This window comes from Halorubrum sp. FL23 (assembly GCF_052439115.2).
GTDB lineage: Archaea > Halobacteriota > Halobacteria > Halobacteriales > Haloferacaceae > Halorubrum > Halorubrum persicum.
Map to the genome: position 1 here is coordinate 31,832 of NZ_JBQVRO020000016.1, position 21,251 is coordinate 53,082.

The 21,251-nt window shown below is 51.4% G+C and carries 27 protein-coding genes and 2 pseudogenes; 15 read left to right on the forward strand and 14 right to left on the reverse strand.

The window, feature by feature from the left end:
* The first annotated feature begins 3 nt into the window (after nt 1-3).
* Entirely contained in the window at nt 4-1,203 is a 1,200-nt protein-coding gene (locus tag ACT4MF_RS15690) for a DsbA family protein (RefSeq protein WP_444683323.1), read from the forward strand.
* 413 nt (nt 1,204-1,616) lie between these two features.
* On the forward strand, nt 1,617-2,954 hold the full coding sequence (locus ACT4MF_RS15695; protein WP_444683322.1) for a hypothetical protein: 1,338 nt from the start codon (nt 1,617-1,619) through the stop codon (nt 2,952-2,954).
* A gap of 533 nt (nt 2,955-3,487) precedes the next feature.
* Here the strand turns inward: ACT4MF_RS15695 and ACT4MF_RS15700 are convergent.
* Nucleotides 3,488-4,003, reverse strand: coding sequence for a hypothetical protein (locus tag ACT4MF_RS15700; RefSeq protein ID WP_444683321.1), 516 nt, complete (start codon nt 4,001-4,003; stop codon nt 3,488-3,490).
* Nucleotides 4,004-4,227: 224 nt separating this feature from the next.
* On the opposite strand from ACT4MF_RS15700, the gene ACT4MF_RS15705 reads away from it, so the two are divergent.
* Complete coding sequence (locus tag ACT4MF_RS15705; RefSeq protein WP_444683320.1) at nt 4,228-4,608, forward strand: hypothetical protein; 381 nt, start codon at nt 4,228-4,230, stop codon at nt 4,606-4,608.
* A 147-nt stretch (nt 4,609-4,755) separates the two neighbouring features.
* On the opposite strand, the gene ACT4MF_RS15710 is transcribed toward ACT4MF_RS15705, so the two are convergent.
* Nucleotides 4,756-5,283 (reverse strand): hypothetical protein, encoded by a 528-nt coding sequence (locus ACT4MF_RS15710; protein ID WP_444683319.1) that lies wholly within the window; start codon nt 5,281-5,283, stop codon nt 4,756-4,758.
* A gap of 144 nt (nt 5,284-5,427) precedes the next feature.
* Between ACT4MF_RS15710 and ACT4MF_RS15715 the strand changes: the two genes are divergently transcribed.
* Both ACT4MF_RS15715 and ACT4MF_RS15720 read left to right on the forward strand, forming a co-directional pair.
* The gene (locus ACT4MF_RS15715) at nt 5,428-5,580 is read left to right on the forward strand and encodes a hypothetical protein (RefSeq protein WP_444683318.1); all 153 of its coding nucleotides are present in this window, start codon (nt 5,428-5,430) and stop codon (nt 5,578-5,580) included.
* On the forward strand, nt 5,573-6,253 hold the full coding sequence (locus ACT4MF_RS15720; protein ID WP_444683317.1) for a serine integrase family protein: 681 nt from the start codon (nt 5,573-5,575) through the stop codon (nt 6,251-6,253). Before ACT4MF_RS15715 ends, ACT4MF_RS15720 begins: the two co-directional genes overlap by 8 nt.
* 390 nt (nt 6,254-6,643) lie before the next feature.
* Here the strand turns inward: ACT4MF_RS15720 and ACT4MF_RS15725 are convergent, their stop codons facing one another.
* Together ACT4MF_RS15725 and ACT4MF_RS15730 are read right to left on the reverse strand one after the other, a co-directional pair.
* The gene (locus tag ACT4MF_RS15725) at nt 6,644-7,048 is read right to left on the reverse strand and encodes a hypothetical protein (protein ID WP_444683316.1); all 405 of its coding nucleotides are present in this window, start codon (nt 7,046-7,048) and stop codon (nt 6,644-6,646) included.
* A 3-nt stretch (nt 7,049-7,051) separates the two neighbouring features.
* Nucleotides 7,052-7,678 carry a DUF4352 domain-containing protein gene (locus tag ACT4MF_RS15730; protein ID WP_444683315.1) on the reverse strand — a complete coding sequence of 209 codons (627 nt, stop codon included), beginning with the start codon at nt 7,676-7,678 and terminating at the stop codon, nt 7,052-7,054.
* A 168-nt stretch (nt 7,679-7,846) separates the two neighbouring features.
* Here ACT4MF_RS15730 and ACT4MF_RS15735 point away from each other — a divergent pair.
* From ACT4MF_RS15735 to ACT4MF_RS15745, 3 genes and pseudogenes are all read left to right on the forward strand, one after another.
* A pseudogene (locus ACT4MF_RS15735) lies at nt 7,847-8,204 on the forward strand (IS5/IS1182 family transposase); the annotation flags it as partial.
* 67 nt (nt 8,205-8,271) lie between these two features.
* Nucleotides 8,272-9,051 (forward strand): transcriptional regulator TbsP domain-containing protein, encoded by a 780-nt coding sequence (locus ACT4MF_RS15740; RefSeq protein WP_444683314.1) that lies wholly within the window; start codon nt 8,272-8,274, stop codon nt 9,049-9,051.
* 167 nt (nt 9,052-9,218) lie between these two features.
* Nucleotides 9,219-9,500 carry a helix-turn-helix transcriptional regulator gene (locus ACT4MF_RS15745; protein ID WP_444683313.1) on the forward strand — a complete coding sequence of 94 codons (282 nt, stop codon included), beginning with the start codon at nt 9,219-9,221 and terminating at the stop codon, nt 9,498-9,500.
* A gap of 178 nt (nt 9,501-9,678) precedes the next feature.
* Here the strand turns inward: ACT4MF_RS15745 and ACT4MF_RS15750 are convergent, their stop codons facing one another.
* A complete protein-coding gene (locus tag ACT4MF_RS15750; protein WP_444683312.1) occupies nt 9,679-9,846 on the reverse strand; it encodes a hypothetical protein in 168 nt (55 codons plus the stop codon).
* A gap of 127 nt (nt 9,847-9,973) precedes the next feature.
* On the opposite strand from ACT4MF_RS15750, the gene ACT4MF_RS15755 reads away from it, so the two are divergent.
* The 6 genes from ACT4MF_RS15755 (at nt 9,974) to ACT4MF_RS15780 (ending at nt 12,843) form a co-directional block, all read left to right on the forward strand.
* On the forward strand, nt 9,974-10,270 hold the full coding sequence (locus tag ACT4MF_RS15755) for a toxin-antitoxin system TumE family protein (protein WP_444683311.1): 297 nt from the start codon (nt 9,974-9,976) through the stop codon (nt 10,268-10,270).
* Between the two features lie 69 nt (nt 10,271-10,339).
* A complete protein-coding gene (locus ACT4MF_RS15760) occupies nt 10,340-10,735 on the forward strand; it encodes an HVO_A0114 family putative DNA-binding protein (RefSeq protein ID WP_444683310.1) in 396 nt (131 codons plus the stop codon).
* Nucleotides 10,736-10,752: 17 nt separating this feature from the next.
* Complete coding sequence (locus ACT4MF_RS15765; protein WP_444683309.1) at nt 10,753-11,172, forward strand: DUF8161 domain-containing protein; 420 nt, start codon at nt 10,753-10,755, stop codon at nt 11,170-11,172.
* Between the two features lie 23 nt (nt 11,173-11,195).
* The gene (locus tag ACT4MF_RS15770) at nt 11,196-11,417 is read left to right on the forward strand and encodes a hypothetical protein (RefSeq protein WP_444683308.1); all 222 of its coding nucleotides are present in this window, start codon (nt 11,196-11,198) and stop codon (nt 11,415-11,417) included.
* A 242-nt stretch (nt 11,418-11,659) separates the two neighbouring features.
* Nucleotides 11,660-12,286: a DUF7437 domain-containing protein gene (locus ACT4MF_RS15775; protein ID WP_444683307.1), complete on the forward strand. Its 627-nt coding sequence runs from the start codon at nt 11,660-11,662 to the stop codon at nt 12,284-12,286.
* Entirely contained in the window at nt 12,283-12,843 is a 561-nt protein-coding gene (locus tag ACT4MF_RS15780) for a PIN domain-containing protein (RefSeq protein ID WP_444683306.1), read from the forward strand. Before ACT4MF_RS15775 ends, ACT4MF_RS15780 begins: the two co-directional genes overlap by 4 nt.
* 385 nt (nt 12,844-13,228) lie before the next feature.
* Here the strand turns inward: ACT4MF_RS15780 and ACT4MF_RS15785 are convergent, their stop codons facing one another.
* From ACT4MF_RS15785 to ACT4MF_RS15815, 7 genes and pseudogenes are all read right to left on the reverse strand, one after another.
* The gene (locus tag ACT4MF_RS15785) at nt 13,229-13,549 is read right to left on the reverse strand and encodes a transcriptional regulator FilR1 domain-containing protein (protein ID WP_512053311.1); all 321 of its coding nucleotides are present in this window, start codon (nt 13,547-13,549) and stop codon (nt 13,229-13,231) included.
* Nucleotides 13,546-13,982 (reverse strand): annotated as a pseudogene (locus tag ACT4MF_RS15790) (IS1595 family transposase); the annotation flags it as partial. The pseudogene ACT4MF_RS15790 and the gene ACT4MF_RS15785, both read right to left, overlap by 4 nt.
* The gene (locus tag ACT4MF_RS15795; protein WP_444683305.1) at nt 13,921-14,397 is read right to left on the reverse strand and encodes a hypothetical protein; all 477 of its coding nucleotides are present in this window, start codon (nt 14,395-14,397) and stop codon (nt 13,921-13,923) included. The pseudogene ACT4MF_RS15790 and the gene ACT4MF_RS15795, both read right to left, overlap by 62 nt.
* A 434-nt stretch (nt 14,398-14,831) precedes the next feature.
* Nucleotides 14,832-15,251, reverse strand: coding sequence for a hypothetical protein (locus ACT4MF_RS15800; RefSeq protein WP_444683304.1), 420 nt, complete (start codon nt 15,249-15,251; stop codon nt 14,832-14,834).
* Nucleotides 15,252-15,481: 230 nt separating this feature from the next.
* Complete coding sequence (locus ACT4MF_RS15805; RefSeq protein WP_444683303.1) at nt 15,482-16,036, reverse strand: hypothetical protein; 555 nt, start codon at nt 16,034-16,036, stop codon at nt 15,482-15,484.
* A 48-nt stretch (nt 16,037-16,084) separates the two neighbouring features.
* Nucleotides 16,085-16,906, reverse strand: coding sequence for an IS5 family transposase (locus ACT4MF_RS15810; protein WP_512053309.1), 822 nt, complete (start codon nt 16,904-16,906; stop codon nt 16,085-16,087).
* Between the two features lie 254 nt (nt 16,907-17,160).
* A complete protein-coding gene (locus ACT4MF_RS15815; RefSeq protein WP_512053310.1) occupies nt 17,161-18,168 on the reverse strand; it encodes an IS110 family RNA-guided transposase in 1,008 nt (335 codons plus the stop codon).
* 263 nt (nt 18,169-18,431) lie between these two features.
* On the opposite strand from ACT4MF_RS15815, the gene ACT4MF_RS15820 reads away from it, so the two are divergent.
* On the forward strand, nt 18,432-19,118 hold the full coding sequence (locus ACT4MF_RS15820) for a hypothetical protein (RefSeq protein WP_444683843.1): 687 nt from the start codon (nt 18,432-18,434) through the stop codon (nt 19,116-19,118).
* A 150-nt stretch (nt 19,119-19,268) separates the two neighbouring features.
* On the opposite strand, the gene ACT4MF_RS15825 is transcribed toward ACT4MF_RS15820, so the two are convergent.
* Together ACT4MF_RS15825 and ACT4MF_RS15830 are read right to left on the reverse strand one after the other, a co-directional pair.
* Complete coding sequence (locus ACT4MF_RS15825) at nt 19,269-20,195, reverse strand: ABC transporter ATP-binding protein (protein ID WP_444683842.1); 927 nt, start codon at nt 20,193-20,195, stop codon at nt 19,269-19,271.
* A gap of 20 nt (nt 20,196-20,215) precedes the next feature.
* Nucleotides 20,216-21,112: an ABC transporter permease gene (locus tag ACT4MF_RS15830; RefSeq protein ID WP_444683841.1), complete on the reverse strand. Its 897-nt coding sequence runs from the start codon at nt 21,110-21,112 to the stop codon at nt 20,216-20,218.
* Nucleotides 21,113-21,251: the final 139 nt, after the last annotated feature.

The following is a 21,251-nucleotide window of genomic DNA, read 5'->3' on the forward strand; positions in this document are numbered from 1 at the left end:
ACGATGGTTATTTTCATGGGTTCATACAGCGGCGGTGACTACTCGTCGGATGACGAAGATTCGCAGGATGAGGGATCGTCGGATGACCACTCGCAACCCGGTTTAGATGATTACGGTGGTGACGACGGAGATGATGATTCTGAGCAGGAATCTGGTAGCGGAGCAGGTTCTGCTGCCGCGGGCGCTGCCGGTGCTGCTGGTGCCGCAGCTGGCGCTGGTGCTGCTTCCGGTGGTGCTGGTGTAGGTGCCGGCGCAGGTGCTGGTGCTGGTACAGGTACAGGTACTGAGCCAGCAGAAGACGGTGATTCCGGAGACACGGAGGAACCCGACGACGGTGAATCCGCTGAAAGGGAAGATGAGGAAGGAGAGCAGCCAGACTCCCCTGACATCGAGGAACCGGATATAGAACCGGAAGACGATGTCGACGACCCCGAGTCAGAGAAAGAATCGGAAGAGGAGGACGCCGAGGAAGAGGAAGAAGATGAGACAGTGGTCGTGGTACAGGAAGTCGATGCCTTGAGCGCGATGTCTTGGGGCGTCCAACCGGTGATGAAACGTGTCGAAGAGTGCTACAGTGAAGAGATCGATCTCTTCTACAAACCAGCTCCCGTCCGTGAAGTTGACCCGGAACAGGAGAAACAGAAGTGGATCAACGCCGGTCAGCAGCTCGGTATGCCGGTTAATCCCTCGTTTTGGGACGAGGACCCGCCGGAGTCCACGGAACTGGTCAACAAGGCCTTCGAGGCAGCCATCGAGCAGTACCGCGGAATGGATTACATCAGGGCGTTGTGGCGTCGCGGTGTTGCAGCTGGCCGGGGTATCAACGACGAGGATGTCCTGATCGAGTTGGCGTCAGATATTGGCCTGGATCAGGAACAGTTCGTGGAGGATCTGGATAGAGTAGAGGTGGAGACCGGGGAGCGTGGAGAGCTCCCGCTCACCTTCATGGAGATCCAAGGGAAGCCCGCTCCGAAGAACGGCCGTGTTCGGTACTCAGACTTCAAGACCCAGTTCACGTTCCAAGGTATTGATGAACAGGAGCCTCAGGAACTACAGAGATTCATCGAGGAGTACGGGCCCGTTGCTACTCCGGAAGTGATGGAGGTGTACGGAGTCCAACGTGAGGAGTCTATTCAGCTCCTCCAGGATCTGAATAGTGTTTCGTCATTCGAGGTCGGCGGCGAACAGTTCTGGATGCTCTGAACGACCGCATTCCGGCAGTTGTTGGGAGGGCGCTTTGGAGAATAAGTTTTGAGGGTGGTTTTGAAGCAATTCTATTATGTGGTGAGAGATTTGCTGGAACGTGTCTCCGGCTATTTTGAAAAGAGCTTCCGGTGATGACGACCCGTCCGAAATCGAAGAGTAGGCCAACGCAAGGAACTTCTGTAGGCCTGTAAGTTAGTCCAGAGAACGTTCTGGTTCGTATTCCTGTCTTCAAGACCTAATCCGATGGCTAACGCGTTTTGGTTAGTCTCAGACAATCAAACCACATGTGAGGATAAGGGCTGCAAGCCCGAAATGTGGGACTACGGGCGATCGCCCGGTTGGATATTGAATACTCATAAGAGTAGGTTTGAATAGGCTCTAAATCAATTATATAATTGACTATAGTGACTATGGATGATCTCCCGGGTGTCCCATCTAACAGCGATGACATGCTCAAAAAATTAATAGAAGAATTTTTACAATCGAAGCAAAAAGAAATTACTAAACAAAACAGAGAGTCAAAATACAATTATAAGACTGTTGTTGTCACCGGATCTGAGGGTGGTAAGCCGGTCTATAGGCACAGAAGAAATAATATCGATCTCCACCAAGTCCCGGTCCAGATAGAGCAATTTCCTAATGATGAGGGCGAGGAAATCCTTGATTTTGTTGAGGATGAGTATGGCCAAAGGCCACCTAGCAGATGGTTAAAACGTCTTTACGTGGATGCATTTGGTGTCCACTGTAACCGTATCAATGATTGGGAAAGCAGGTTGCCTGATATCGCGTCTAAATTAGAAGCTGATGTCACCGGATTTAGCAAAATAAAACTAGTGGGTGTGCTTCGGGGTGTAGATTTTGAAAAAGGAGACGTGGAAATTCGGGATAATATCAAACTCGTCCGCTCCGAGAAGAACAAAGTATATGCAAGAGGACAACCACAAAATTTTGGTTTGCGTGAGTTTAGCCCTCTTGGAGACGGAATCATAGAGATCCAAGCTACTCAGCGTAAGCGAGATGAAACTGTCAGTGAATACGCTACCGAATTGCTTGAACTTGTACTAACTACGCTTCGGCTCTATTTGGGTACTCCCATAGATGTGAATGTCACCTACCAAATCCCAATTACTTATTCTCCGGCTGCTACACAAAGATCAGCTGGTCGGCTTCAGACTCTTGGAGATACTACGACAATCAGTCCCTTTGAATCAGGGTATCTTGATATACTCCATGGACTTATATCAAGAAGTTATGACGAGCGACGCGGCAAATTCGGTCAACCAATTGAGGTCGCTTTGGATCACTTTGAGACATCAGCCTCATCTGAAACCAACAACCACAGCGGGATTACATTCAGTATTATTGGTTTAGAATCACTCTATAAGCACTTCGTAGATGGAAGTGGAAGTAGTAATGATATACAGCGCTACGCCGCATTGGTGCTTGGTCAAACTATCCCCGATCTTGATTCGATTACAGTGAAAGAAAATCTCGAGGAAGCCTACGGCAAACGTAATCAATTAGTACACGGTGAGACCGTTCCTAGAAAAAAACGTGGCCAGTTACAACAGCATATTTTGGATTATCTCAGATATTCTATTGTTATATTTGCTCACATATGGGAAATGGAGACGAATTTCTCGTCCCTACCTATTGAGGATGCTTTAATCGATGATAAGGCACGAGACCGTCTTAGGAGTCGTCTTGACACCATCCATGTTGATAACTATCTGAATACTAGTGATTAATGAGATATAATACACGAACATGTCCATACCAACTCAGGTCTGTTGAAGTCCTCCGCAGTTGGTAGTTTCATACTCTGTATTGACCGATCCGATCAGGTGATTTTCTCAAGAGCTTAAGAGCGAGATACGTCTGCTATATCCAACATACTATCTGTGCTGTCTGCAGAGGACTTCAGCAGAGCCACTGCCGATATATTCTCTCCAGTACGGGCCATCTGTTCTCAAAATGCGCCGAGAAGGTAGTGCTTCTCGTAAAGCCGTGTAAACCCGTACTGGTATAAATAAAATAGACCTACACGAGAACACGACCAAGGTTGAGCCGTGCGAGCCATAACACACTGCTGGGTATCGATAAGTGGCCGAGACGCCTGACAGTGGTTCGACGAGTCGGCAGAGTATGCGGGCAGCGAGCGGCTCCACGCGGTACTGTTCGACACGGACTAGGATGTCATAAGACTAGATGTGAACGGTGACCTTGAGCTACAAGCCGATGTCGAGTAGGTGGCTGCGTCGTGGAACCAGTTCGGGGAGAATCACATCAGAATAGAGATGATTTGTAGTATAAATCCTACACCTAGGAGGCTTACTCCAATGAGCCTGAACCTTTCTTCCCCTCTCCGAATATCCGGCTCAAACAACTTGTAGAAGTCTTGAATATTCTCTCGATAAGTGCTTCCTATACTGGAGTCATTGCCTGAATATCTTACAAAGATTAGGTCTGTGGTGCTGGAACCAACATATTTTGGCGAATCGTCATCATCCGTGCTGACGAGATCTGCCGAGAGTTTTGGTTCGTGAGTGATGTACTCAACATCATCCACGTCTATCTGATCCCCGTGGTCTTGGTCAGATAGGTGTCGAGAGGCGACCTCTTCGAAGCCTTCGTCACCACTTTCGAGTCTGTCATAGCGTATTGACCTCTTTGCCTCCTTCAGTTTCCCAAACTGAAACAGAACCCTCACACGCGGAATAAGAGGGATTGTCATTAACATCGTTCCGGAGATATTGACTGCCAATCCAGTGATGAGAATCGTGTCCGGAGAAACCATTGTACACATCCTTTAGTACTCCAATAGCTCATGGAGTCGTATTTGTACCGGAAGTTCCACAAGTGACAGTTCGTCTGGGAGGAGAACGGCACCGAAGTCCAGATTGAGCAAAAGGGTAGCAAGAAGTCCATTCCGGAGGACGAGACGGGATCAGGCGTTTATACATAATAATTGCCGCTATTTTATATATCGTTTATATACACCCACCAACTTCAAGGCGTGCTGTGAAACAAAACACCGCAGCCGGGTCAAAGCCTGGCAACGTTGTCGAGAAGGATCATAATACCATCGTGATCGGAAACGATACGTTTCGGTTCGGTGATCGCCCGCCGCAGATCGCACCGCCAGCAGAACGTGATGAACAGAAGCCGGGCAAGATCGTCAACGAGGTAGGTGTCCTTCATGTCACGCCAGACGGATCGGACTACTGGAAGGTGACCCAGCGGATCATCGAGACAGAGACGGGTATTCCGAAGACGCGCGACGGCTACTACGTGTCGGGCGGGGAGACGTGGAACTGGGCGAACGGTTCGCTTGAACTCCCGGCGAAGATCCGGCGCCAACTGGATGCTCACGCCGAGGGGGCGGGTATCAAACAGGACTGAGCTCGCACCCTCGAAAGGGTCTGATCAACGGGTCGAAAAGTGACTGACTTCGTCGGCGACCGAGATATCGAAGAGATTCGGAACGACGACGTACTGATATGGCGTTTGAGGAATAAAGGACTTCTCTGGAACATTTGAGATGCGTTTTTATAATCCCGATATCGCCAATACGACCTGAACAAAGGCAAATCCTATCAGAACAACAGAAGTCAGTATCGCGCCTTTCTGGAGCCGTTTGGGCCCTTTAATTGACGCCTCATAGTCGAATCTATCCCAGACGGAGAAGCTATACACTGGTTCCCCGTTCTGCCTTCTTCCAGGTTCTACAGTAGCTGGTTCTGACCCGGTTAGTGAACTCACGCCATCTATGTCAATACCAACGACACTGTGACCATCGTACATCGGCTTCTCACCACCTACTACATGGGTCTCCTCGTCGCCAATCTCAAGCGGGCCAAACTCCACCTTACCAGAATGAACTACTTGCATAGGATCTGTGTCCACGGTCCAGCGGATTTCACTATCTCCAGAATATACGGTTTCTGACTGCTCTGTGTTAGTTATCGTTATTTTGAATTCGGGTGCTTCGTCTGTGAAATAGACGGGTTCAGGCGGTTCAACAGGCTCCACTTCAAATCGAAGGCCGTGGAGTTCATATGGCCTTTTGGCAGGCATATCTACACCAGATTGCTATAGCGTAAAAAATCTCAGCCGGAGAGAGGGGAAACGTTGGCATCCTATTTAGCGTACAGAATACCGGGGTTTTCTGAACACCACAATTAGAACTAAGTTTAGGCCTAAATATAGACCTATACAGAGATGGCGAAAACGAGAGTCAGTCAGGGAGCGAACGGCCAGTACAAAGTGACGGTTCCAAAGGGGCTCGCAGAGGCGATGGACCTCGAGGGAAAACGTCTCGACTGGAAAGTCAAATCGGGAAGCTCGTTAGAGGTGGCCGTGGTCGATGAGTAAGGCGCTTGCGTGGATACGGAAGTCGAAGGGTGACGAATCGGATGTCGGGCTCGAAGAGCAGCGGGAGTTAGTGCGGGCTCTCGCTGACGACATAGCCGACGAGATCGACGTTCTCAATCTCGGTGTCCACACTGGTTTCTCGACGATGACCCGCGACGACCCGACAGGCCTCCTTGACCAGAACGATCGCGTCCAGGAGCGAGTCGGCGAGCTGGAGGCCGGCGAGTACACACACCTAATTGCGTGGGATGACCGCCGAATCTGCCGCGACGAGTACTTCTCGGTGATCCAGTACGCGGCCGAGCAGGGCGACGCTGAGATCGTCTACGTCGGCGACGTGAACGAGGACGATCTCACGTTCGATCTGAAGCGTCGCATCGAACGCGACACCAAAGAAGAGGAGATAGAGAAATCACAGAGGGCGATCGAGAGGCGAAAAGAAGAGGGATACGACCACGGACGGCCGCGGTTCGGAATGACCTACGACAGAGATGGACGATACCAAGTACCGGGAGAAGATTTCGAAACGGTCTTAGAGATATTCCGGTTCGACAACGCGGGGAAGAGCCGGCGTGAAATTGGCAATATCCTTGATGTCCCGACAAGTACAGTCCAGAACGTTATTGATCGCCGCGAGTGGTATTTGGAGCGCGAGAAAATGGCAGAATCGTAGCTAGTAGTCGCTGTAACAATCGGTAAACAAAAGCTACGATTCAGAGCAAGCCCGCCTCTCTCAAAAGATAAGTAAGGCCGATGGAAAATACAGCCAGTAGTATCAAGACCGGCCACTGTAGAAAATACGCAAAAATTGTTAGTGTCATGTTTTATTCTCTACAGCCACCTTTTTAATAATTGATCCCCGTCCGGGTCGTCTCAACGAAGTCTGCCGAAAGAAACTGATGTAGCCTTCACGTGTAGATACTACGTTTAATAGTACAGACGGAGGTGTCTGTACCGAAAGTATAGCGCTCAGAGACACTTCTGTAGCCGAACCACGGAATCTACTACCCCGGATCGAGGTTCACTACTTCGACCAACAATCTGCTTCCTATGAGCGAAGTAGCTATTCAGGACTTGTATCTAATTTTCTAGATATCAAATAGAACACGCCTGCTAGTGGAAGTCCAATAAAGAACGCAACACCTATTAACAGAATACCACCAATAGCAGCACCTGCTGCTTCAGCATCTCCAGCTGTATTTTCTGCTGTGAATACAAACGTATATATCAGAAATACTAATGGAGATAGTAATAATTCAATCGCTAAAACAAAGAACATAGAACTTGCTTGTCCCTTTATGCTTGTTTTTTGGTAAAAGTAATAACCGAATCCAAGTAACGCGATAAGCAGAATTGAAATCCCCAACGTTTCAGCACCCGCTGCTATTGTAATGAGCATATACGCTACAATAGCAGGAATTAGTCCTAAGATACCGGCTGTTACCGCTTGTTTGACGTTAATGTTCATATTTTAGGTACTCCCCAATTCTACGAGGTGTGAATCCGCAGAGCTAAAGAGTCCAACTGGTTCAACTAATAGGCCATAACTACTACCAGTGGCCACGTCAAAGATCACGGCTCCCGAAGTAGACAATCCGGGATTTAGTTGCTCAAAGCTTATTCCTGAAACATCAAATCTTTCGTCACTCTCCAGATAGACACTAGCTCCGGCGTCAGCATCAAACTGATTTCCATCAGAATCCACTGCCTTCAGGTGATTAGACGAGATATTAATTGTTTCGCTAGTTTGGTTTACCATTTCTAGTTGAACGATAAGAAATACCCCATTAGCTTCTTCACTAGAGTATTCACCTCCAATAGCATCAGCTGTTGAAGCAGATGAAACAGTATATTCTACAGCATCCTCATCACCCCCTACCATGAACGTATCACCGATCTCATGGGTGGGAATTGAATCCTCCCCATCTCCACTTTCCGAACCGCCGTCTGAGCCATCTCCCGAACTACTATCGGATCCATCTTGTGAATCGCTATCGGATTCACCGCCCGAACTACTCGGGCTTTCTTCGGTTTCACCACTACACCCTGCTAGTGCTACCATACCGCCAGAGATAGCTAGATACTTTCTTCGGTTCATATCTGTCAATTTTTCAGCTACTGTGTTAAATGTTAGCTATATAGTAATGTCTGATTACATAGAATAATATTATTTATAATTATATTAATGAGGAGATAATACAGTCTAGAGTTATATTTGAATAACAGATAATCCCAGTTTTGAAATGGGATTTTGAAGGAGTCATAGAACTGCTCCTACAAGAACATCTACGTCATCCGTCCCGTTAAACGAGAACTTCAGAACGCGGTTGTCTGGCTGAGCCGTGGGTTCGATCGACCCCCGTCGAGAGACGCGGTCGATCGCTTCCTTACCGACCTCGAATACGTCGTTAGCAAGGTGTTCGACAACCTCGTCGAGCAGGCCGCCCGCGCGGTCTGCTCGACTTGACATACTGTATCGATTCAACTGACGTGAAGGCGATACCCACCGATCAAGACGCGTTGAAGTGCTATGATCCAACTGACGACGGGTACTACCACGGCTACAGCTGTACAATCGTCTTGACCAGGCGAAAGAGCCGATCGCAGCGAAGTTCACATTTTCATACTGTGGGTATGAAACTGTTCTATGATACCATATCTATTAAGTACATATCGGCAAAGTTACAGAACATGGCCAAACAACACATTTCCACTCAGATGATTCCCGAACGAGACAAGCCAGCACTGTATATCAATCCCCGTTCTGAACAAATCGCAGCCTTCGCAGAGGAAGCAGTAACGGTTGAGGACCAGCCCAAGGTCCGGCTGCTCGCAGACTCAGATGAAATCAAAGACGCCCTCTACAGCTTTCTCACGGCCTCAAAGATAGCCGAACTCATCCATCGGGAGCAACTCAGCCTCCGAACACTCACGGAGCCAGCCCAGAATACCATCTTCACAACCGAATCTGAGACTGTCGTTCCTGTGATGGGCAAGCACAGTATTTCGAGCTCGGACCCCGAACTGGTCTCATCAGTCTACAGCGAGTTCGACTCGCGTTTCGAAGCCGCCGAAGAGTATCACCTCCGGACACCTGCCCTCTCAGTAGTGAAACAGACGCTCCGAGATGAAATCGGCGACGATGTCGCAGACGAGTTCGACGAGGTCCTCGCACACGCTGAAGACATTTCCAACACCAACGAATACCTCAGTATCGTCGAGATCATGCTCATCCTCGCAGCCCGCAACGAAGTCCTCCTCTACGACATCTCGAGATGGGGCGAAGATACAGGGATCGCTTCGAAAGCAACCTTCTCACGAGCCAAATCAGCACTCGAAGACGCTGACCTCATTGAGACTGAGAAAGTCCCAGTAGACATCGGCCGTCCCCGACTTCGGCTCATCGCAACCGACAAGCTCGCGACAGCAGACCTCAAAACACTCTCCACCGAGATCCGGTCTCTGCTGTAGCATCCACTCCACGATAGCCCAGCTATCGAGACGAGAATACGGTACTTCTCCGACTCAAGCGTGAGATGAAGTAGTCAAAATCACTGCGTAGAGGGTATGAAACGTATTCTATGACACGCAGCCTCCAGATCAATAGTATTTCAAAACTCGAATACGTAAATTGCGACATGTACGATCTCACTGGCTTTCAGCGCGATCTGCTGTACGTAGTTGCCGGACTTGATGACCCCCACGGACTCGCGATCAAAGACGAGCTCGAGGACTACTACGAAAAAGAGATTCATCATGGCCGGCTCTATCCAAATCTCGATACGCTCGTTGAGAAGGGACTCATCGAGAAGAGCCAGCGTGACCGACGGACCAACGAGTACAGCACTACTCGTCGGGGCACCAGAGAGATTGAAGCGCGGGCTGAATGGGAAGCCAACTATATTGATCACGACGGCTGATCGAGCCGCTGCGTTCGAGGACTGTTTGGCTCTAGTATTTCACGCTCTTCTCGTGTGAACTCCACGTAGCGTATCTAGACACCGTAGAAGGAATTTTTCACCTTAATACTAAGATTAAGATTAATCTTAATTCCTGCCTTCTCAAAATCCGAACTATATTTGGGACTCGACCAAACACCTAGCCGAGAAGAATCATCCACTGTTTTTCAATGGAGTGTCCAAAGATGGAATCGAGAACCTGCTCGAGAAGGGCGTCAGCCGGGCAGTAGCTCAGACAGGCAACGGACAGCTTTCCCAGGTCTCTGTCGATGACGACTCCGACGACGAGTAGTACCGCATCAGCCACATCTGGGTGTAGCCTCACAGCTGACAGAGCGATCGCTCGGTTGCCTTCGTGGGTGCTATCCGTTCCTTGGTTTTGTTAGGTTTTGCCCTAACACTTATCGGAGCAAGGTGCGTCGGCACATGTGTGGATGAGCGATGATGTCACCGTACTCGAAGACGAGATTGAAGCCTACGCCGACGGCACCGTTGCGCGGGTGCGTGTGCTTTCGGTCCCGACCTCAGACCGGTTCGAGGACGGGATCAAGTACGCGTACCACTACGGAGAAGCCGGCACAGACGATCCGATCATCCGGTTCGACAACCACCACGGCGTCCACGAACTCCACCTCGGCGGTGAGACCTTCGAGATCGACTACCCCGGCCTTGCGGAGATCTTCCGCGCCTGGCGGGCGGCGCTCCCAGAAGAGAAGCGCGACGACTGGTAGCCCGTTCAAGGACGGTGACCGACGTACAGACCCGCAACTAATTCCGACCCACAACCCCACACCCCACCGATGACCCAGACACTCCATGTTCAGATCAAGTCCGCCGACCGTAGCGACCTCGAAGAGCGCCTCGAGGCGATCGACGCCGGCGAGGACGTCGACCCCAACGAACCGACGCTCTCGATCGAGAATCTCGAAACGTTCGGTCGCGTCTTCCGCTCGACCAACCTTGAGCTCTTGGAGGCGATCGTCGAACACGAGCCGGAGAGCATCCGCGAGCTCGCTCGCCTCGTTGATCGGAACCCACCAGAGGTCCTCGAGAACGTGAACGAGCTGGCTGACTACGGCCTCGTCGAACTTGAGGAGAATGGCCGGGCAAAGCGCCCTGTCGTGTGGTACGACGAAATCGACGCCGACATTCCGCTCACGACTGGGTCGGGACAGGGCCGAAAGGCGAACGCCTGACTCAGCGAGGATACACGATGGGCGACGACGTCGATCCCGAGGATCCGCGCCCCGATGGCCACTACCACGTCGACCGCGACGCAGAGTGGTACTACGTCGACGACGACCTCGCGGGGACGATCGCCCTCGGGCCAGCGACCGACGGCGAGCCCGGTGACGACTGGGTGCTTACGCTCTCGGCCGCGACGCCGGATGAGGACCCCGATCCGGCCGAGCGTGTCGCCGTTCGCCTCACGCCGTGGGCGCTCCACGAGCTTTACATCGAGGCGCGGAATCTCTCACCAGACGCTCGTCAGGCAGGTCACACCGCCGAGTGTGGGCTCTGCGGCGAGCAGGTTCCACTCGACCGGGCATGGCCAGATAACCGCAAGCGGCCGTGTCACCCAGACTGCTACGCCGATGCGTTCGGTGCGCCTCCCCGATACGATGGACAGTAGCTGGGTGTCGCTAGGCGTCCAGGATGGGCGAGAGCAAGCTTCTCATCGCCGCCGGTGCGACTGTACTCTGGGCTATCTTCGGGGTGCTCTTGTTCGAGGTGACGAGTTGGGTGTCGGCCTTCGAGCTCGCAGTTTCTGGCCCGATCTTCGATCTCACATCGTTGCTTGATGTGTGGCTACTGGCTGGGGTTATTCCCGGTGTCGTCGACGTCGCCCTCCTCTGGGACATGGCCACTGGGTGGTGACCACGAAACAGTGACCCCGACCTAGTACCCGGATAGCAGCCGTTTGTCCGGAAGAAGCTGTCAGACTAACCTTAAGGTTAAGATTAAGATTAATTCATTTGGGTGAGATACCCTCCTAAGGCGTGGATGCGAATGACAGTATCTACAAACCAGTTATCTAAGAACAGTTTCTAGGAGCCTCCATACAGTCCGACACAACTGCCACAAGATATTAGTTCTCGGTTCACGTATCATGAATTACGATGGTGGTAACAAACGCCCCGGCTGCGGGCGAGGACGGCTCGAAAGAGGGCACCGCACGCTCCTTCATCGCAGCCTCAGAGATACTGGTGAACCCCGACATCGCCAGAGTCTATACTGATATCCTGCTGAATCAGCCTACCACGAACAGCAGTATCGAGCGTAGACTCGACCTTGCCGGAAGTACAACCTCAATGCGGGTGGGAAAGCTCAAGAACTTAGACATTGTCGAGGATGTCAGTAGCGGGAAAGAGAGCCAGCTCCGGACTGATTCACTACTTCTCCCTGTTGGGGAGGGAGAGACGCGGATACTGTTTGACCCGCTTACGATCGCCGCTTACGGTGCAAGCGGCGAGGTCAGTGAGATCGAACTCTTCGTTGATCGGCACGGCAAGGCGAAGCTGCTGATGGCGGTTGAGCAGACACGGGCATATCTCAGTGGCGAGGTGACACGTCGTGGAGCAGCAGACCGCCTCAATGTTGATGAGATCGAGGCTATCAGCATCACGCAGGCGCTGGAGCCAATCATTGCCCTGTTTGTCAAAGCAGGGCTCATCGATGATTCCTTCGAACACGACGTACATGATCGGAAGATTCGAAACACCCCGTACGTGTTTGAGCAGGAATGAGCGATCGGCCGAAATTAGTTGACTCTTCACCCCTCTACCCGCTCCCAGATGCGCTCCTCGTTGACTCGAGCGTCTTGGGTGGAATCGGGCGATCTACTCCAGAACGACGACAGCTAATTAACTATATTCAGTCGACTGATAGGCAGTTGTACGTCTCCACTGGAGTAGTCGAGGAGTTGGACAAGGAATGGGCTGGTCCCTATGGTGTCAATGATTGGCTTGATCCAATACGTAACGAGGACTGGATTGTTGCCCTTCCAGAGCCGGACTACGGTGCGCGAATCCGTGACAGTCCTACCGTGAGCGAGATGGTTGACGAAGCACACAGAGAATTAGCCAAGCTCGAACAGGAGCGAGAAGATGAACTCCCGAAAACGGACGCCAAATTCGCCGGTAATCTTGTTCAAATTCGGGTGTCTGAGGGTCACGATTCCGTGGGGCTGATCATCGACGACAGGAACGCAGAGCGCGCACTATCTCAGGTAGTCAGCGAGACGGAGTACGAGCAATTCTTCCGGATACTGAGGGGGCCGGAGGTATTAGAAGAGATACAATAACACCCTTGTTGCTCTGCTGTCCTTCGGTTTCTGATAGTCCGTTGGATCTTCCACCGTGAGATCGTTCCGTGGTCGACCTTTCGGTACAGTTCGACAGAGAATCATAACGTCCCTCTCTTCGTTGAGGCCACCCTCCTCGCGCGGCTTATGAGATGAGTGTCCGGTAGGTCGACGACCTCACCATACCACCGCGCCGGAGTCCTGGAGTTAAGTTACGAACGACACGAAACGTTCACGAGTTATTTTCTCACAACAGATATTTAATAAAACGGGGAGTGATATATCAGGCCTCTGTAGGTTATCTAGAAGTTTGCTCTTGTACCTGTATGTGGAGAATAAACCTCATCGGCATCAATGCCAATATCTCTTAAAATAAGCTAACGACTTACGCTGTGAGGAGTGTCCCCTCATCTTCGAATTCGGAGACCATTTCCTTCGCCCATTCGATCACTCGCTGGTTTGTGTTTCGAATGACAGTTGAGAGATGATTTGTCTGAGAATAGATACCCGTATACAGAATTTCATCATCAATCAGAAAGAGGCTATATTGTGGAATCTCGATCCCTCTGTAGATAGCGTTACAAGATTCGATATGTGGGGTGATGGTATCAGGTTGATTCTTGAGGAGGACATCTAAAACGCTATTACTCAGGAATAGCGTGATATTCTCTTTACGCTCATGGGAAGCACGTTGTTGGTGAATCAGAGGACAGTTCGAACGACCTCTTTGAGAGCTTCTTGGCCGGGTTCACGGAAGATCTGCCGACGAAGTTGGAAGGCTCTGAGATATGGCGTAAGTTTGTCTTTTGAGACGCCTCGATGCGGCGAGAGCCACCGTCGCACCAGCGACGCGTGGCTCTCGCAGGTATTCACGTGGGAATCTCCATCGACGTATTCGCCGTCGCTGTGAATCACCGCCTTCCGCTGAAAATTCTCGTCATCTTCCAGTGGGTCGTACGCTCGAAATCCGTCGGTGTAGACGGTTAGCGACCCTCTTCGCGGTCATCGAGGAGGAGTCGCACAGTCGATTCTCTCGCGGATTTCGCTGGGATCGTGTATCGCTGATCGGTGCCGCGATCAACGACCACAAAAACGGGTGGCTTGTCCATATCGAATGTTCCGCGGCCACGTTTCGAGAGGCGTATCGGCGTAGCTGACGATCTGGGACTGAAATTTATAGAGACGGAGGAACGAGCGGAGCGTCGACCGAAACTCTTCCTGTGTCTCCTCGTTCGAGACCATGAACTCGTCGCGTGCCGACTGTACCAAGCTGCTTAATTTCGCGTGTGATCCCTCAGTTCCGGTGTTTTCGGGGTCGAAGAAGACCTCCGCGAACCGATCGACATCACTTTGATCGTAGATGCGGAACGCCTTCAGCTCGCTCGCGAGCTGCTGGAGGTGTTGCGGGTCAGTCTCCTCAGTAACGGTGGTCTTCCCATAGAACGGCTCGAACGCTTCTTTGATCTCAACGCAATTAGATAGACGATTTGCTACGGGAGAGCGTTTGATCAGTATGTGGTTGAGTGAATCAGCGTTGGAAAAACGCGTAGGCAAGAAGCAGGACTCCGAGTAGAGAAATCAAAAGTCCAATCTCATCGGAACCTCCAAGGAACCACGGAATAGCTAACACTGCGAAGGTCAACCCAGCGATTGCGGAACGTACTGAACGGAGGGACGCTTCAAGACCTGAATCGGCCATTATTCTATAATATAGTATAAAATCCGGTTGTATAAAAAGCTTTGTGACTCGGAAAATCCGCTTTTGATTTTCTGAGCCGCAAGAATTGTAGGCTTGAGGCAGCAATTCAGCAGTTGCCGGGTCAACGTGACTGAAGCTATTACCAAATGAGAAGTGGTGAGGTCGTTGTGTTATTTCAGTTTTGGTGAATCGCCAGACTGCGCTCGATTCACTGTGTCACGGCTCGTTTCGCATTCGGCGGGATGTTTCAGCATCTTGTTGAGCTTATTCCTCTTTAACGAATCAATGACTATCTTGGATCAGTAGCAGATGCGGGGTTGAAATGTGCGGCAGCTCCAACACTAAGTTCCACGCTAATGCCTTGTCCCCCACCTGAAATTGACTTAATTGATCCAGTTGGCTCAGGCGCAATATTGTGTGAATATCCGCCCCAGATTCTACTCGGCTCTCCACTGTCTCGTAGTTTGAAATCGCTGACTAAGCTTACAAGCCGTGGACTATCTATAGCTCCGTAGGTTTCTATTTCGACAGTACCAGCAACTGCGTCTTCTTTTACGTCTTCCGTTGTGAACTCTGCATTGAGAAGGTCATCAGCCTCGACGGTGGGTACACCTACAGGTGCCCAGTCCTGTTGAATATAGGAGATAATAATAGCATCATCAACCCACCAAGAATTACGAACTGTTGGAGTGTATCCGTCAAGGAGCATATTAACAGTTACTGTCACTTCGTCGTCAAGGTCTCCCGACGAAGTCACAACTAATTCCGATTCGTTTTCGTCGAACGATTCCTCAGGGGTTATTTCCTCGTCATCAAGGAAATCAACATCATTCGGCTCTATTTTTTCTACTGTATCAACATTTATATCATCGGCTCTGTTGAAATCCTATTGTTCAGACATAAGATCGTGTGAAACAGCCGGCCGATGAGAACTACGAATCAATCGGTAGTCACCGTAACGGAGTCCTCGTTTTCGTGTATCGTGATCCGTGCTCCAGTTGGATTCTGCGCATCGACCTCGATTCGGACAAAGAGAGTTTCACGGGTTACCGCACCGCCACCGCCTTCTGCTGAACCGATGGAAATTGTCCCCTCGATGCGCTCGTCCACGTCAATCTCTAACGAGGGAGGGTCGAGGTATCGGGCGGTACTCATATGACGTGCTTGTAGCGCAAGGATTCGTTCTGTCTCGAACGACGTTTTATCAAGAAACGCGAGGAGGTCTTGCCCGTCGTTCTGCCGAAGATACTCCCGGTTCACGGCACTATTCGAGAGAGAGCCGACGACCGCGACATGATATTCTGTCTCCGAATGACGCGAAAGCCCGTCGACGAGTGGGCTTTCTTCCTGCCACCCGATTTCAACCAGCCTCGTAGACTCGTACTGTGTTGACTCGGATGATTCGGAGTTTCGCTTAGAATTCTGCGTGCGTAGACACCCGGCGGGGAGAACGACGACTGGAGCAGTGATGACAAGCACATCACGACGCTTCATAGGTCATCGTAGGATACTCTCGGTAAATGCTTTGTCTGTATTGACCGTTCAGAGTGACCGGTCTACATTATGAACGAGACAGGCGATAGTGAGTTCACGGAACTGCTTCCACCACCGTCGTGAGCGAACAAACGCACCGTACCTCCGCTTAATCGTCGAGTTCACAGTCTCGGATTGACTTCGCTGACGGTAGAGATCGCCATCTAAGCGTGCGTTCCATGCCTTGTGGAGCGACGTGAACTCACGATGCTTGATCAGTGGTCGAACTTCGTGGTGACGGGCAAGTCGTCTGATTTTCTGGTCATCGTAGCCTTTGTCACCAAGCAGGATGTCAATATGCTCGGGATTGCGCTCGATCAACGACGGGGCAATCTGACTATCGTGTTTTCGTGTCGTCGTCACGTGTAGATCGAGAATCGCGTTCACTTTTGTATCGACCAGTAGTGTCACTTTGAGCTGCTGAATCGTGAGTTCAGCGCGTTTCGTGTAGTGTTTCGAAGCGTGACTGCGGTCGAATCCTGACGCATCAACTCCAACAACTCCGCTTGTCGGGAGTAGCGTCGCTGAGAGGGTCAATATAATACGCCACACAGCCATATCAAGCCGGTTGAACGCCTTACAGAGTGTTGATGGCGCAGGAAGTTCAGATAAGCCAAGGGTTCGGCGGATGCGTGGCATCTCGATCAGTTCGTCAAGCAGACCACGATAGGTCGTGTTCTTCCGCACTTTGAGACAGATCAGAACAATGTGCTGCGGGAGTGTATAGCGGTGTTTAGAAAATTTCGAGGAGTATCGAGAGACTGCTCGGCGTGCCAGATGGATCGCCTTTTCAGTAAACCGGAGAATTTGGGACTTCGGGAGGGCCTTCATCTCGTCGAATTATACGGCGAACATGTAACTCTCTGAGGATTTCAACACCTATGAAAGCCTGCTAGCGCAACAAACCACGTCTGCGATACTATATTTTTCGCCGGGATCGGCCCGATCTTGTCCACGGAGAGAAAATCGCAAGCAGTCACGGTGGTTGCTCAGGAACCAGCCGGCAGGCGGTCAGAACGTGAAGGCGTTAGCTGTGGCTCACGCCCGCTGCGACCCGCCGATGAGGGCCGCCGGCTCGGCGGCCCTCAGGCACTCACCTCTGGTGGATCGTACACCTCCTCACGCTCCAGCATGTGGAAGATCGATACGAGCAGTTTCCGCGCTGTTGCGACGATCGCTATCTGGTGGTTCTTCCGCTGTTTCAATCGAGCGTAGAAGCGTCCAAGATACGGATCGTTACACCGATGAACCGCCGTTTGGACGCATTGGACGAGGATCCAGCGTAAGTCTCCACTTCCGCGTTTCGAGATTGATCCTTCAGTCCGCGAGTCACCTGACTCGCGGACGACCGGATCCAATCCTGCGTAGCTCACCACTTGATTCGCCTCGTTGAACCGGTCGATCTCACCGATCTCCGAGGTGATCAGCAACGACGAGTAGAAACTCACGCCCGGTATCGTCATCAACAGCTGCGTCTCCTCAAGAGACGCAGCGGTCTCTTCGATCAGTGTTTCGAGCTCCTCGATCTGAGCCGTGAGCTCGTCGATGATCGAGAGGAACGACTCCATCAGCTGATCGCCGACCACACCGAGCGAGAAATCCTCGCCGGCGAGGATTTCTCTCCCGTTCACGCTGAACGGATCCCAGTCGTAGGTGATCCCGTGTTTGTCGAGAACAGCGTGGACTTCGTTTTTAAAATCCGTCCGCTTCTCGACTAATCGCTTCCGGCCGCGCACGAGTGCGCGGCGCTCCCGGAGCTCTTCGGGCGGAACGTAACTCTCAGCGATCATGCCGGCTCGGCGAAGTTGCGCGAGCAACTTCGCGTCGAGCCGGTCGTTTTTCACCTCAGCATAGCCGATCGCCTTGGTTTGGCTCGGATCTGCGACAACCACGTCGAGGTGTTCGTTGAGGGTGTCGTAGACCGTGTAGTAGTTGCTGGTTGCTTCGATCGCAGCTTTGGCTCCAGCGTATTCTTCGGCGACTTCGTCGAGATTCGCGTTTGCGACGCGAATCTCTTCGACGACCTCGGCATCGTCGTCCAAAACAGCGACGTGCGACTCATCTTTATGAAGGTCGATTCCGAGGTAGTACATGGTTCCTCTGGAGTGGGAAGTGCGTGAAGGGAGCCACACCTATTCGGGCTCGCCGCCCGGATGCTGACGGCATCCGGGCGGCCTCCCATGATAGTGCGTCCTTGGCAGGTAGGCCAATCAGAGCCACGCGTTCTACGACGCTGTTGAATCATCGGCCTTTGACCACCCCAGTACCTCTTCACGCACGCTGGGGACTTAGCAGGCTTTCATCCATCAGAGCCGTTTATCTTTTTCCTCCCCACATGGCGGTGTTCAGATAAGGATTGAAAGGTGAGGAGCTGAAAATCAACCACGCTGTAACGACATCCTCCGAAGCGCCTGTTGGGGACGAAACTGGATTTAGTACCCGCTCAGAATACGTCCGCCATCTCCTGTTTCATCGCCCCGATATTAGCCAGATCGCGACGGCAGAGGACACATCCGCGACAACCGATAGCGCACAAGTTGACGAGATAGAGCAGACTGTCGACGAACTGGCCGACTACCATGATGAGCTCACACAACGAGTTAGCGATCTCGAGGAAGAAGTCGAACAGCTCCACCCCAATGATGATCAACCAACAGGCACCCCTCCCTCCGTGAGTTCAACCTCTGATTCTCCTTCGGATCACCACCCGTCGACGACAGAACAGCCATCAGCTGACGAACCGCGATCTCTCACCAAGTTCAAACAGTGGCTTGACGAGAATGGACCACAAAGCGACGATGCTCGCACTGTATTGCTGGATGCTGCTCAGATCCTAGATGATCAGGGACCACTCAAAGCAAGCGAATTACGGGAGCAATTGTACGAACGCAATCCTGACACGTACGGCTCTGCCGGGGCGCTCTGGGCATCTACAGTTGAACGCCTCTACGATGACCTTCCAGGCTTTGAACGCCCTGAGTACGGGACATATACGTTTGATCGGGAGGCTGCGATGGAGTCGCTTCCTGATCCGACCGATTGATAACGTGAAAATGCGTCGCAACCCGAGTTTGTTAGCAGGTTTTTGGTGCTGTCGAGGTAGTCACAGCCAGTTGCCTGGGACGTAGAGAACTGTTCCAACGAGCTCGTCAACATCCTCCGAAACTGTGATACTCGAGTCTGGTGAACCGGGTTACTGTTCACGCGGACCGGTCTCGGCCTCGGTATACGAGATAAAGATCTCTTCAACTGAGGGTTCTTGAACAGAGAACGTCTTGACAGTCCCGCCATTCTGCTCAACTGTCTCTATCAATTCCATCCGTCTATCGCTCTGTCCTGTCTTTACCAACAATTCTGCCCCGTTCGTCGTAACGTCCGTTACGCTCTCTACGGACCTGACGGCTTCTACAACACCACTTGATAACCCTTCGACAGTGAGCGTCACCGTTGCCTTTACTCCCGTCTCCAAGCGGAGATCGTCGATATTGCCCTCTGCAATTAGTTGTCCCTCATTAAGTATGCCAACCCTGTCACAGACCAGTTCGACCTGCCCAAGAACGTGACTCGAGAAAAACACTGTTGCCCCCCGTTCGTTTTCTTCCTCAACAAGTTCTCGTATCGCCCGCGCGCCGTGTGGATCTAATCCGGTAAACGGCTCATCTAATATGAGGAGGTCCGGCTCTCCGACGAGTGCCATTGCGAGCGCCAACCGCTGCTGCATCCCTCGTGAGTAATTACCTGCCTGTTGGGTTGCTGCGTCCGCTAACCCGACACGAGAGAGCAGATCTGTCGGATTTTCGCCAGCAGATTTAGAGTCGATGATGTAGTTGAGGTGCTGACGTCCGGTCAGTTGGTCATAGACGCTAAACCGATCTGGAAGAATCCCCACACGCTGATGGACGTCAACCAAATCTTGGTGGGGGTCGAGACCAAGGATACAGATCTCCCCCGTCGTCGGATAGACGTAGTCCATCAGCATGTTGATCGTTGTCGATTTACCAGCGCCGTTCGGTCCAAGGAAGCCGTAAATCTCTCCACTTTGCACTTCTAGGTTTAGGTCTTGAACAGCGGTTTCGTTCTCGTACCGTTTCGTGAGATCTGTCGTGGTGATTGCAGGCATGTTGTGTCTCCGTAAGGTAATCAGGCGAGGTCAGTTCGCTGGAATGCATATCCCCCGATTAGAAGGGGAATGATGATCCAAAATGCGAAGTTCAATAGGGCCAATGGCTCATCCAGAATCATCGGTTGTTGACCAGTAAACGCAAGGTCAACAACGAGGGCATTCGAACGAGTATTTGGGAGTTGGTCAGCGATCACGGCGGTCACCCACGATGCCGAGTTTCCGACGCCAAGAATTGCATTCGTCAGTACGTTATATGCTCCGGATGGCCCCCATCGATGGAGGATGAAGAGAAATTCAGATGCTGGCGGATTTAGTGGATTGACGGGAACGCCAGTTAGTGTGGAGTACAACTGAATAGTGAAAAAATCTATCCAGCCGAGGATGAAGATGATGTAGTAACTGAACGTAGTTGTTGCAGCCTGAATAGAGGTGTTCGCTATTGCTGAAATCGAAGTTCCAATACAGACGTTTGCTAAAACGTATAAAATTGAGACGAGAAGTAGGAGTACAAATTGTGGAAGCGAAAATAAGCCATACTGAATCGTTCCCACGAGCCCTACGATGACGAACGTGAGAAGTACAGGAATACAGAGAGCAGCTGTCCGACTGAAGATTTTCCCAATAAGGATTTCGTACCGTCGGAGAGGCATTCCGCTGACGAATTTGATGCTCCCGGATTCACGTTCATTGATGATTGAACGGTAGCTAATGAGAACTGTTCCGAACCCACCGAAAACGACGACTGGAAGTTGAAAAGCGGCTAGTGTTATATTTGGCCCAAGAGTATCGGACACATAGGAGGGGCCGCCAATCGAGAAGTAACTCGTGACAATGAGGACGAGCGAAAGTAGCCAGAGTCCCTTTGACTGGAGGAGGGTATTAAATTCTTTACGAGCGAGGGGGGACCAGCGCATATACCGCTGTTGTGATTGATGGGTAATATACCAAGTGATCTGATCTCGGATGGAGAAAATAGGTAGTTGGATAGCGTGACCAGGATTCACCGGTTAGTGATGCCTCTCATCCTGATCTGAGTTCTTGCCCACCGAGGAT